This window comes from Moorena sp. SIO3H5, assembly GCF_010692395.1.
Lineage (GTDB): Bacteria > Cyanobacteriota > Cyanobacteriia > Cyanobacteriales > Coleofasciculaceae > Moorena.
This window is the reverse complement of sequence record NZ_JAAHHS010000233.1, coordinates 1-12,151: the sequence shown is the minus strand read 5'-3', so window position 1 is coordinate 12,151 and position 12,151 is coordinate 1. Positions and strand designations below refer to the sequence as shown.

Below are 12,151 nucleotides of genomic sequence, written 5' to 3'. Positions count from 1 at the left end.
TCTAGTTTTGATTTACCGATCAGTATTGGTATTTTAGCGGCATCGGAACAGTTAAATCCTCAGTTATTGGGAGACCACCTATTTCTCGGAGAAGTGTCTCTTGATGGCAGTTTGCGACCTGTAGCTGGTGTTCTTCCAATTGCTGCGGCAGCAAAGCAAATGGGAATTACTGGCTTAGTGGTTCCTGCTGACAATGCTACAGAAGCTGCAGTGGTGAATGGCATCACTGTGTATGGATTTGAGCACCTATCAGATGTTGCTGATTTCCTTGACCAGCCAAACCGCTACTCACCGGTAGAGATTGATAGTGTGGGGGAGTTGCAAGTTTATCAGTCTACTGCACCGGATTTAACGGATGTTAAAGGTCAGGCTCATGGGCGTCGAGCGTTAGAAATTGCTGCGGCTGGGGGACATAATTTAATCTTTGTCGGTCCTCCTGGCAGTGGTAAAACCATGTTGGCGCGACGATTACCGGGAATTTTGCCACCCTTGAGTTTTCCTGAAGCTTTGGAGGTCACTCAAATTTATTCTGTTGCTGGCTTATTGAAAAATCGCGGCAAACTGATCTGCGATCGCCCTTTTCGCAGTCCCCATCATTCCGCCTCTGGCCCATCTCTTGTGGGTGGTGGTAGTTTTCCGAAACCGGGGGAAATTTCTTTAGCCCACCGGGGAGTTCTATTTTTAGACGAGTTGACAGAATTCAAGCGCAATGTCCTAGAGTTCTTACGCCAACCTTTGGAAGACGGACAAGTCACTATTTCCCGCACCCGCCAATCGGTAGAGTTTCCTGCTCAGTTTACTTTAGTCGCTAGTACCAATCCCTGTCCCTGTGGATACTTTGGTGACCCGATCCAACCCTGCAGCTGTTCCCCTCGCCAACGAGAACAATATTGGTCGAAGCTATCAGGACCATTAATGGATCGCATTGATTTACAAGTAGCGGTCAATCGGCTTAAACCTGAAGAAATTACTAGACAATCTACAGGAGAAGAATCAGCACCGGTGCGAGAACGAGTCCAAGTCGCACGCGATCGCACTCGTGAGCGCTTCCAAACTGAACCCACTCTTCATTGCAATGCTCAGATGCAAAGCTATCATCTACGTCGATTCTGTAAATTAGATGATACTTCCCGTAATGTATTAGAAAGCGCTATTCGCAAACTTGGTCTTTCTGCTAGAGGCACCGACCGTATTCTTAAAGTTGCCCGTACTATTGCCGACCTGAGTGGTAATGATGACCTTAAAACCGAACATGTTGCTGAAGCCATTCAATATCGTACTATTGATAGGATGCATTAAGGGGCAATTGATGGGTTAACGGATCTAAGAAATGGGACTATAGCTTGTAGGGTGGGCAAAAATAGTTTGGTTATGGGTGAGTATTCTAGATAATATTACTTTGCCCACCCTACTTGAATTGGTATTTTTTTTACACTCACGGATGGGAATATGGGCAATTGATGGATGAACAGATGGGACTATAGCTTGTAGGGTGGGCAAAAATAGTTTGGTTATGGGTGAGTATTCTAGATAATATTACTTTGCCCACCCTACTTGAATTGGTATTTTTTTTACACTCACAGATGGGAATATAGGGAGTAGTGGCCAAGACGAGTTGAAGGCATGAAGCAAGTCAAAGCAGTTTTATGTGGATATTACGGCAAGGGCAACGGTGGCGATGAAGCATTGTTAGCGTCACTGCTGCAAATGCTACCAAAGTCAGTCAAGCCGATAGTCCTTTCCGGTAACCCCACTCAAACTCGTCAGCGCTATGGAGTGGAAAGTTGCGATCGCATGTCTACCCTACCAGTGCTCAAGGCTATGCGCCTTTCAGAACTATTCATCTGGGGGGGTGGTAGTTTAATCCAAGATGTGACTAGTGCTGCTAGTCCTCTCTACTACTGTGGTTTAATGGGATTAGCTCAAAGGATGGGTCTGAAAACCATTGCTTGGGCCCAGGGGGTTGGTCCAATTAAGCGTCGGCTGATTAGTTCCCTAGCCCAGCGGTCCTTCACCGGATGTACAGCAGTCAGTGTCAGGGATTATGGCTCAGCGACACTGTTAGCGGATTGGGAAATTCCCTTTATTATGGCTCCCGATCCAGTTTGGGCATTAGACTCCAAACCTGTACCAGGATTGTGGGATTTACCAGCACCGAGAGTAGCAGTTACTTTGCGATCGCATTCTACCCTAACCCCCAAGCGCCTGAAGAATCTGACCCATGCCTTAGTGGATTTTCAGAAAGCCACACAAACCTGTATTTTATTAGTCCCTTTCCAAGCTTCCCGAGATTTGACCATTGCCCAATCTATTGCCTCTGAGTTAACCGGTCCCCATCAGATCTTTTCTATAGAAGACCCTAGAGAATTGAAAGGATTATTTCGGGGGGTGGAAATGGCGATTGGGATGCGCTACCACAGTTTGATTATGGCAGCAGCGGAAGAATGTCGATGTTTTGCCCTCAGTTATGACCCCAAAGTTAACTACCTGATGGAGCAACTGGATTTACCTGGATGGGATGTTGCTAGTTTACCAGATGACCCAAATGTGATTAGTAAAACCTGGCTAGAACACTATGCTAATGGTGAACCATTGACTAAAGACCAAATTCAGTCATTGGTAGACCGGGCAAGGATGCATCAGGATGTGCTGATCGAAGTTTGTTAATTGTTACTTTTCCAAAGGGAACAGCGGATCTGGGAACAGCGGATCTGGGAACAGCGGATCTGGGAGTAGGGAGTAGCGCTGCAACGCTGCTCCCTGCTCCCTAAAAACTTAGGTGCGCTTGACCCGTAATTAAATTCGCCACGGGTCGCACCTCAGAAATTTGTACCTCACAAGTCGTATAATTGCTATCTAATAATAGATGACTAAATATTGCACTAATTTTTAAATTTAATATATTTATCTCAATGACCCATTTAGCATGAGCCATTGAGATAAATTATCTTATAAATAATCAAAATCTAGCCTTAAATATGAAGACTGGCAAATAGACCCAATCCCTTAGGCAAGAGAAACTTACCAATCTTTATAGCTCCAACTACGCCATTCCCGATATCCTTAACACCTACTGCCGTCACCTCTTCAACTGAACCATAAGTTTTTAGCTTTGGTGTATTCCATTCCTGTTTCATCTCATTAATTCCTTTTGTTTGAATAATTCAACAAGCAAAAGAACCGTTTTTTGTCACCAGTAAAGAACTGCCAACATCTTCTTCCACGACTTTTATCAACTTTGATAAGAAGCTTAAGTGGCGAGGCCGCTGTAAACAAACCACTTCGCAAGATTGAGCCAAACTAGCGCACTTTTCAAACTGCATCACCTCCCCAGAACTAAATAACTTCATCAACTCCGAATGCTGCATCAGAGCTATTAGCCCTGCTTGCTTTTTCATGGGCTCGCACTTTACCTGTGATCCAGAAGCCAACAAATAAATCCGACTAATCGGCAACGATCTTTGGGGAAAATTCCGCGCTAACTGCAAACTCCGCTTTTCTAACTTTGGATGCAACTCCCATAGCGACTCCCAATCGTAGCCCAGCATCTCCGCCACCTCACGACTGAGCTTAATTTGAGAAAATCCAGGGGCAAGGATAGCCTTGCCCTCCTTCCAGCTCACTGGAGCCACATCATCGGCAACCACTGCATATCCCTGGGCCTGCAATGCTGCAGCAATCGTTGACTTTCCCTCACCAGAGTTGCCCAAGAATAAAACAGCTTTCCCATCAATTTCCACCGCACTAGCATGAAGTACTAACGGGCTCCGCTGTTGCAGCAAAATCGCCATTACGGTACCCACCAAGGCCAGTCGCAGCTTTAAGTGATCCACATCTGCTGCTGGAATGACGACAATCTTGCATCCCCCTTGCACCAAAAACACACCTGCCTCCTTGACATAAACGACCGCTTCGTCTCTTTCTACTTGAAGTGCTAAGGGCTGCTCGATTACCTCCTGGGGTACATAGTCAAACACAGAACGCACCTGATCGATAGTGATAGTGACATCGCTCTTATCCTCTGCGGGCACAAACTCCGGAATTGGTAGCACTGACCGAATCCCTAACCCATAAGCGACGTAAGAAAACCAATTAGAGTCCCTGTGACCTAAAACTTGAGTAAATGGCAACATAAGTCTGGAAGAGTATAGTTTAAAAGTAGCTTTGTTTACTTCCAAGCCTTGATTTTAATGGCTGAATATCTTTTTATGCCTATGTCATTGAATGGCTTGGAGGTATAGCGCTGGGCCCAAGGCAAGAGCCATGCATGCATGCATGCAAAAGTTCATGTAGGGTAGGCAGTGCTTTCGATAGATTCCGAAGCTTGCCATAGGTTTGGTAGTTCATGTAGGGTGGGCAGTGCTTGATAAAGATTCCTTTGCTTGCCATAGCCTTGGTAGGCACTGCCCACCGTAGGATCAATCCTAGATTAATCACAATGGTGCCAGATCTCATATTAAGGGTTTGTACAGGAAATTAACCGGTGACAAAAAGAGACAATCGACGAAAATCCCCATTTATAATTTTCTCTCGTTACTAGATAATTAACCATTGAGTATTACTCATTTGTAAGCATTAACCTTGGTCAATTAGTGTTCCGTGTAATCCCGGATGCATGAGTACTATAACTTTCCTGAGTTTTGCATAAAATCCTGACAGAGCTAAAAATTTTTGATGAATTTTTCTTGAAGACCCTAAATATATAGCAAAGGGAACAGGGAACAGGGAACAGGGAACAGGGAGTAGGGAATATCGCATCAAAATTCTCTCAATTCCTACACGGATTGCTATAAGTAATGACCCATGAACTGAGGGCTAGCATAAAGTTATTAATTATAACATAAAGTCTAGGGATTAGACTAATGGTATTAAATCTTAGGCATAAGAAAAGCAGTTGACAGTTTCCGTGCTTGAGCTGGGGCTAGCAAACGATAGTCTTAAGCCTATTGCCTAAAACCTAGAGCCTATAAGCTAAATTAGAATAACCATGGCAGACAACCCGATTATCTCCACAGCTAAACAGAGCCAAGGCTTTTCCCTAACTATCTATAACCAAAACTTCGCCGTAGTCCGGGAGCAGCGCCAGCTTTCTCTGAACCAAGGTACAAACTTAGTACGCTATGAGGATGTGGCAGCACAAATCGATCCGACTTCAATTAGTTTTAAATCCGTGACTGCACCTAATAGTGTCATGGTGCGTGAACAAAATTACCAGTATGATTTACTGAATCCAACAACCATCTTGAATAAATCAGTTGGCAAGACTATCCGCTTCAGACGAGTCAACCCAGATGGACAGATAGAGATACTCGTAGGTACGCTGCTGAATCCTCCTGAAGTGACGGTGGCTAGCCAAAATTCTGGTGGAGGTAGCACTCGGTCACAGACACTAGCTATCCGTTTGCCTAATGGGAATGTTGTGCTCAATCCCTCCGGTGAAATGGAGCTGAATGAAATGCCAGAGGGATTAGTCTCTCGTCCTTCTCTAGTCTGGAAACTTCAAGTAAGTCAAGCAGGAGACCATGCTACAGAAGTCTCCTATATTGCTAATGCCATTACCTGGAAAGCTGATTATGTAGCAGTTGTTAGTGAGGATGAAAGCAAGGTAGATATCACTGGCTGGGTAACCTTGGAAAATCGCAGCGGTGCTACTTATGAAAACAGTCAGTTGCAGTTAATCGCTGGGGATGTTCGTCGGGTGGAAGAATCTCAACAAGCAGAAGTGATGAGGTTAGAATCTCTATGGGGAGGATCTATCCAGCCTCAGTTTGAAGAAGAAACGTTTTTTGAGTATCATCTCTACACCTTGGATGGCACAACTACTGTACAAAATAATGAAACTAAACAGATGACATTACTCTCCGCAGCGGACGTAGAGGTACACCGTAAATTGATATTTGATAGTAGCAAAAATTGGCATTATAGTAGTACAAAACGTCCAGGTAAAGGAGAGGAGAGTTACCAGGATAAAGTTAATGTTATCCTAGATTTGGCTAATACTAAAACTAATAATATGGGTATGCCTTTACCTAAGGGAAAGGTAAGAGTTTATAAAGCTGATCGGCGCGGTAACTTACAGTTTTTAGGTGAGGACTTAATTGATCATACACCAAAGAATGAGGTGGTCAGTTTATATATTGGTGACTCCTTTGATGTAGTAGGCGATCGCAAACGCAGGGCTTACAAACAAATAGCTAAAAAAGTGACAGAAGAAAGCATTGAGATTTCCATCCGCAATCGTAAAGAAGACCAAGCACAAGTATGGGTTGTAGAACGATTTAGTGGTGACTGGGAAATTTTAAGAAGTAACCATACTTACAATCAACTAGATGCAAAAACAGTAGAGTTTCCGATTAGTATCAACCCGGGTGAAGAAGTGAAAATAACCTATAGTGTGATGATCAAATACTAGTGCCGCGATCGCACTCTCAAAGGTTGGTGGGCATTGCTTATGTGAATTCGGGTAGGTAGGGGAGTGGAAAACAGGCAATTCCCGCCCTACCAAATGCGATCTGCGCTTGGTGGGCATTGCTAATGTATTTCATTGAAGGATTGGAAGTTGGTTTCAAGCAATGCCCACCCTACCAAATGCTTCTATAACTGTTCCCTTCAAATAGAAATGCTATAGCAATAAAAAAAATCGGTCAAGCTCTGGTTAACTCCAATGCTTGACCGAATTCTATGGTATAAGCTTCCAAAAGTACAGCTGGGCTGCACTCAAATTTAGATAACTCCTGATCAATTAGTACATTCTGATCGAGTTAGTTAGCTGACCACAAAACAACATTCACCATTCATTGTCGCCAGGGCGTAAAACCCTGTCTTGATGCAGTCGCTCATGGGGGAAACCCCCAAGACCGCGCTGCATCGCTGGCAAATACCTATCCTAGTCTACGTAAAAATAGCGAATCAAAAAGGTCATAACCTCACCAGGATTTCCGGTAGGCTCCGGAGTGCTCCACTCGTCAGGATAGGCGTATTTAAGGGAATAAATGGCATAAATTGTTTTCTTAACCTCCTCAGGAGAACCGATTAATATGTGCTTGACTTTCTTAGATTTGCGACTTGGGTTTTCAGAGTTCGGATTAATGTTTTTGCTCATTGGAAGCTATACCTTTAAACTGTGTATAATATTAATATATTAATATATTAATTATTTGTCAAGGGGTTTAGGAATTTTTTTTATTACGAAATATGCCGATAATTTGGGAAGTGTGGTAAGTGTGGTGGGAATGGTAATAAGGAATAATAAATAGTTTTTATTTTTCTACATTTTTGATATAATTAATCGTAGGTTGGGCAGTGCCTATAACAAATTTTCAACCTTGGGATAGGTTGACTAGGCACTGCCCACCGACAGGTACTTAAGTATAAAAAAGTAATCATAATTAATCGTAGGTTGGGCAGTGCATAAGACCAATTGTAAAGCTTAAAATAGGTTGACTAGGCACTGCCCACCGACAGGGACTTAACTATAAACAACTAGAAATTAATAAGATGAATTGTAGGGTGACCAGGGCAGGTAGGGGAGTGAAAAACAGGCAATGCCCACCCTACAAAAGGCGATTGACCGAAGGTCACGCTTCGCGATCGTACTGTGAGTTTTGGGAAATGTGTAATTAATTTTGTTCACCTTCTTAAACAAAAATAAATGACTGAAGCGCCAAATCGCACCATCCCATCAGGATTGCCTGGAGCAACTCCTAGGGGTAAGAAAACTGAGGTTAGCTCTCGTGCTAGCGGAGAGATGCAACGTCAGCTAAGACGAGAAAATGAATCTGCCACAATCCTTGCCTTAATGGGATATGATGTAGAACAGAATCCACCCACTCTTCCCAATGGCAAAAACCCTGACTACAAAATTGAGGGGCAAATATTTGACCATTACACCCCACCCACTTCCAACCCAGACCAAATTCGTAAGGGTATCAGTAGAAAGGTCAAGAGAAGACAAGCAGACAGAATTGTACTTAATCTTGATGACACCAATGTAAATCCTGATGAATTACAGGATATTATAGCCAGAAAACCAATCGACAATCTTAAGGAGATTATTATGATAATAAATGGTAAGGTTATCCCATTTTTTTCCTAGCTATTGTACAGACAGGAGAGATTAGCATGGCTTTAGATTTCGACCTAGAGATGGTAACTGAGCTTAAGCCTCAACAAGCCTTAAACATCTTAGCTACAAAGTTAGCTTTAGAGTGGCAACAAGACAACTTAAAAGCACCAGGAATACTTATTAATGCTGATGTAGAAGATCGATGGGAACAAGATGTTACTGAAGAAAACTTTGGTTTTCGACCTACTTTAGTTGTTGGTTTTCGGATTAATCCCAATCAAGATTATGAAGGGGGCTTGCGTACTCTGATCCGAGCCACCATAACTTTGCTACAGCAGACTGTCGGAGAAACTGTTTTGCTATTTAATTATGAAACGGTTGTATTGCAGCGCTTGGGAGATAAATTAATCTTAAATCAAGAGATGCTGGAGCCTAGTATTATTTCTGAAATAGACCAGTTTAAATTAACCTATGAGTTTCAGGTTTTCCCTTGTTCTGCCTGATTTAGATTAACTGTGGGTAGCTTGGCTCTTTGGTGGGCAAAGCTTATGTGAATTCGGACAGGTAGGGGAGTGAAAAACAGGCAATGCTCACCCTACAAAATGCGATTGACCGTTCGCGCAGCGTCGGGCAAAGCCCGTGCATGTCACGCTTCGCTCCGGAAGCTTCGCTTCCGCGCTTATGCGATCGCACTTGTCACGCCCTCAGCTCATCTACTTCTCCTGCGTCTGGGAGTTGGGGCTGGTGTAGTGGGTTGGTATGCCTTAAGTCCATGATCACCCGTGAGAATCTCCACCTGGCAACCAGTTTTTGCGTAGAATTCTGCTACAGTTTTGATGGTAGCATCACCTATTGAAACTTTTTGTGCTGCGAGTTGAGACCATTCCACTGCTAATTTTTTCAGTCCTTGAGCGTCCCAAAGCACTGACTGATCTGTGAAAGCTGCCCAAGGTGTTTTTTCATCTGCTGCTTTTTCCATAATCTCTGCTAAAGCTTGGGCAGTTTCATACCTTTTTGTTCTAGCTTGAGCAATATGATTACCAGTTTCAATAATAGCAGCTAAGGGTAGTACAAACGTTGTCGATGCTTTTTCTTCTTTTTCCAAAATCTCAACAACTTGCTGCTTATTCCATTTATTATTACCAGACCCACAAGTCTCTTTGCCAGGAACTTCTAGGTAAACGCAGAGAATCGATGTATCGATAATCAGAACCTTCCTCATGTCTATAGTGGCTTAGGATCAGAAATATTCCTTTCAATAGCTCCTTTAGTCACTAGGTTACCCAAGGAACCAGATGCCATCAATTTAGGTAAATTATCCATAGTTTCTAGAAGGGTGAGTTTGCTTAATCCAGTTTCTGAATCCCGGTGTGCTACAACTACGAAGGGAATCATTTCTGGTCCTAAAGCATCTAGCAAAGCCGGATTGTGAGTAGTGATTAATATGTCTATTTTTCTTTTTTCTCCAATTTCTTTCAGCATGGTTATAAGCAGATGTAACCTAGAGGGATGCAATCCATTGTCTACATCTTCAATTACTAATTGACTCCCTTCTGGTCGTGTGATCAGTGCGGTAATAATTGCTAAGAAATGTAGGGTTCCATCGGACATTCCTCGCGCATCAATTTCTGTAGTTTGACCAGGTTTCCATTCTTCCTTACAGTAGAGCATAGCATCTGTACCAAACTTTCCTACTGGTTCCGCCCAAACTTCCTGTATATCTCGTTCTGGCAGATATTTCAAGTAAGCAGACACCCTTGAGTCAAACTCCTCTTTTTGCTCTTTAGGTAATGCGGCTAGCACTCCAGCAATATTAGATCCATCACTCTCAATGCGATCAGAAAGCGGTGAATAGTTCCGCATTTTGGCAGGAATAGGATTAAAAATAAAAATATTTTCTATAATTGTACAAACCTTTCCAATTATATTTGTAAGCTCTGCATGGTAGCCTATTTCCCTAAGTCTAGTTAAAAGAGAATTAGAACCTTTCCAGTATTTTGGCAAAGTAATTTGTTCTTGTTCTAGCAATTTAACATGAATATCTTTATCTTGAGTTCTGGTATAAGAGGTTTTAAACAAACTAGTTTGAGTAAGGATTTGATTACTATCTGGTGAATAGACCTGGCGAATTAGAGATTCATCAGATAACTGAACACTTGGTTTGGTTTCTACTGTAATACTATAAAGGTAATCGGTTTCATCATCCTCTCCCTCAAGCACAACTTTCAAGGTAAAGTGAGATTCTGGCTTGAGTGATGCCCACTCTACTCCACCTCGAATCCCAGGAAAAGCAGCATCCCCTGCCAAAGCGGATCGAATATCCTTTCCAAGCACTATTCGTTTTAAAAGTTCCAAAGCATCAATTAGATTAGATTTTCCACTAGCATTGGTCCCGATTAACACAGTCAGGGGATCAATCGGGAATTCTGCATAACGGAAGCTTTTCCAATTTTCCAGGATAAGTTTCTTAAGCATTTCCTACCTCAAACCTTTCCCAAGCAGTGCCTTGATAACCAAAGGTGAACAGGTCTGGATGCAAAATTTCAGCTATCATTTCTACTGAATCGACTAGTCTTGGTCCTGGACGATTGAAATACGCATTACCATCAGTAACAAAAACCTTCCCCTGGCGTACGGCTTGCAAACTTGACCACTGGGAATGGTGAGCCATCTGTTGGGTTTCTTGTTTTGTGCGTTCCAAATCAAAGCCGCAAGGCATTACAATAATTACCTCTGGATCAGCTTTTACTAAAGCATCCCATTCCAGATAGGGGGAATGTTTACCTAAAGCCCCAAACAGAGGATTACCACCTGCAATTGTCACTAATTCAGGAATCCAGTTACCAGCAGCCATCAGAGGATCAGTCCACTCGATGCAAGCAACAGTAGGGCGGTTATTTTCTGACATTTCCTGTGTCTTTTGCCTACAGGTTTCGACGCGAGACTGTAATTGCTTCAGTACAGAGTGTGACTCTACTCCCAGGATGGTAGCAACTCGCTCAATATCTGCCCAAACTTCAGCTAGCAAGTTTGGCTGCAAGGAAATTATCTGAGGGTTGCTATTAGTAAGATTAGCAACTGCTTTCTCCACCACATCGAAGTTGACAGCACAGACATCACATTGATCTTGAGTAACAATGTGGGTTGGTTGCAGTTGTTCTAAAACATCAGTTTTTACTTGGTAAATACTTAAAGCACGTTTTACCAAATTGTTTATATCATCATCAATCTCAGCACTAGGTTTGTCGCTATTGATTTGAGCCTGGGTGCAGACAGGTCGATTCTTAATGGTTGCGGGATAGTCGCATTCGTGGGATCGCCCCACAATGGCATCAGCTAATCCTAAAGCTGCCACAATTTCCGTGGCACTGGGGAGCAGAGTAACAATTCTCAGGTTTTGTGAAAGCATAGTTTAGATGTTGATAAGTTCAGGATATAAATAGTCAATAATAGGGAACAGGGAACAGGGAACAGGGAACAGGGAACAGGGAGTAGGGAGTAGGGAGTAGGGAGTAGGGAACAGGGAACAATATTATCACAATTCATTTAGCTTTTGTAGGGTGGGCTGCATGTCGATGATTCCTAATATAATTGCCAAATTTTCAATATTTCCCCACCCTACCCTACTATTTGGATTACTCACAATAAACGAGTATATAATACAAGTAATGGCATCAAAAAACAAGTGCTTACCCCGGTATTCTATATTCGTTTGATGGAACAAAACCCAACAAATCCGTTTATTATTATGTTATATTGAATTATATTATAACGAGAAACTGATTAACGAAAAACTCAAATGACAATCAACACTTCTCTAGAAGAAAGGCTAACAGCCATAGAGGCTGCGATTGCGCAGTTACAGAAGCAAGTTTCGACTCCCCAGCCGATGAATTGGCTACAACAAATTACAGGAACTTTTAAAGATGAACCGGCATTTGAGCAGGTGCTGGCTTATGGACGAGCCATACGTCAAGGCGATGAATCTATCCTCGAAGTGCAAGACGAACCATGAAATATTTGTTGGATACAGATCATCTAAGCATTCTTCAGCGACAAACAGGAAAAAATTACGATAACCTTTTA

At 42.7% G+C, this 12,151-nt stretch carries 15 protein-coding genes; 6 read left to right on the top strand and 9 right to left on the bottom strand.

Features of this window, described 5'->3' with window-relative positions:
- Together F6K52_RS22655 and csaB are read left to right on the top strand one after the other, a co-directional pair.
- Window positions 1-1,299 (top strand): YifB family Mg chelatase-like AAA ATPase (locus F6K52_RS22655; protein ID WP_293083036.1); only part of this gene is annotated, 1,299 nt, incomplete at its 5' end.
- A 324-nt stretch (window positions 1,300-1,623) separates the two neighbouring features.
- Window positions 1,624-2,667, top strand: coding sequence for a polysaccharide pyruvyl transferase CsaB (gene csaB / locus F6K52_RS22650; protein WP_293083034.1), 1,044 nt, complete (start codon window positions 1,624-1,626; stop codon window positions 2,665-2,667).
- A 305-nt stretch (window positions 2,668-2,972) separates the two neighbouring features.
- Here the strand turns inward: csaB and F6K52_RS22645 are convergent, their stop codons facing one another.
- The 4 genes from F6K52_RS22645 to F6K52_RS22630 form a co-directional block, all read right to left on the bottom strand.
- Window positions 2,973-3,137 carry a hypothetical protein gene (locus tag F6K52_RS22645; RefSeq protein ID WP_293083031.1) on the bottom strand — a complete coding sequence of 55 codons (165 nt, stop codon included), beginning with the start codon at window positions 3,135-3,137 and terminating at the stop codon, window positions 2,973-2,975.
- A 27-nt stretch (window positions 3,138-3,164) separates the two neighbouring features.
- Window positions 3,165-4,133, bottom strand: a complete 969-nt coding sequence (locus F6K52_RS22640) for a hypothetical protein (protein WP_293083028.1) — start codon at window positions 4,131-4,133, stop codon at window positions 3,165-3,167.
- Between the two features lie 152 nt (window positions 4,134-4,285).
- The gene (locus F6K52_RS22635) at window positions 4,286-4,411 is read right to left on the bottom strand and encodes a hypothetical protein (RefSeq protein WP_293083026.1); all 126 of its coding nucleotides are present in this window, start codon (window positions 4,409-4,411) and stop codon (window positions 4,286-4,288) included.
- 164 nt (window positions 4,412-4,575) lie between these two features.
- Window positions 4,576-4,758, bottom strand: coding sequence for a hypothetical protein (locus F6K52_RS22630; RefSeq protein ID WP_293083024.1), 183 nt, complete (start codon window positions 4,756-4,758; stop codon window positions 4,576-4,578).
- A 229-nt stretch (window positions 4,759-4,987) separates the two neighbouring features.
- Here F6K52_RS22630 and F6K52_RS22625 point away from each other — a divergent pair, with 229 nt between their 5' ends.
- A complete protein-coding gene (locus F6K52_RS22625; RefSeq protein ID WP_293083022.1) occupies window positions 4,988-6,412 on the top strand; it encodes a hypothetical protein in 1,425 nt (474 codons plus the stop codon).
- A 474-nt stretch (window positions 6,413-6,886) separates the two neighbouring features.
- Here F6K52_RS22625 and F6K52_RS22620 read toward each other — a convergent pair whose 3' ends face one another.
- Entirely contained in the window at window positions 6,887-7,102 is a 216-nt protein-coding gene (locus F6K52_RS22620; protein ID WP_293083019.1) for a hypothetical protein, read from the bottom strand.
- Between the two features lie 549 nt (window positions 7,103-7,651).
- Here F6K52_RS22620 and F6K52_RS22615 point away from each other — a divergent pair.
- On the top strand, window positions 7,652-8,095 hold the full coding sequence (locus F6K52_RS22615; RefSeq protein ID WP_293082981.1) for a hypothetical protein: 444 nt from the start codon (window positions 7,652-7,654) through the stop codon (window positions 8,093-8,095).
- Between the two features lie 26 nt (window positions 8,096-8,121).
- A complete protein-coding gene (locus F6K52_RS22610; protein WP_293082978.1) occupies window positions 8,122-8,568 on the top strand; it encodes a SitI3 family protein in 447 nt (148 codons plus the stop codon).
- 206 nt (window positions 8,569-8,774) lie between these two features.
- Here F6K52_RS22610 and F6K52_RS22605 read toward each other — a convergent pair whose 3' ends face one another.
- The 4 genes from F6K52_RS22605 to F6K52_RS22590 are packed head-to-tail and all read right to left on the bottom strand — an operon-like array spanning window position 8,775 to window position 11,611.
- Complete coding sequence (locus F6K52_RS22605) at window positions 8,775-9,287, bottom strand: hypothetical protein (protein WP_293082975.1); 513 nt, start codon at window positions 9,285-9,287, stop codon at window positions 8,775-8,777.
- 2 nt (window positions 9,288-9,289) lie between these two features.
- Window positions 9,290-10,540 (bottom strand): AAA family ATPase, encoded by a 1,251-nt coding sequence (locus F6K52_RS22600; protein WP_293082972.1) that lies wholly within the window; start codon window positions 10,538-10,540, stop codon window positions 9,290-9,292.
- Complete coding sequence (locus F6K52_RS22595; RefSeq protein ID WP_293082970.1) at window positions 10,533-11,474, bottom strand: cobalamin-binding protein; 942 nt, start codon at window positions 11,472-11,474, stop codon at window positions 10,533-10,535. Before F6K52_RS22595 ends, F6K52_RS22600 begins: the two co-directional genes overlap by 8 nt.
- Window positions 11,456-11,611, bottom strand: a complete 156-nt coding sequence (locus tag F6K52_RS22590) for a hypothetical protein (RefSeq protein WP_293082966.1) — start codon at window positions 11,609-11,611, stop codon at window positions 11,456-11,458. Before F6K52_RS22590 ends, F6K52_RS22595 begins: the two co-directional genes overlap by 19 nt.
- Before the next feature lie 253 nt (window positions 11,612-11,864).
- Between F6K52_RS22590 and F6K52_RS22585 the strand changes: the two genes are divergently transcribed.
- A complete protein-coding gene (locus F6K52_RS22585) occupies window positions 11,865-12,080 on the top strand; it encodes a hypothetical protein (protein WP_293082963.1) in 216 nt (71 codons plus the stop codon).
- Window positions 12,081-12,151 lie beyond the last annotated feature (71 nt).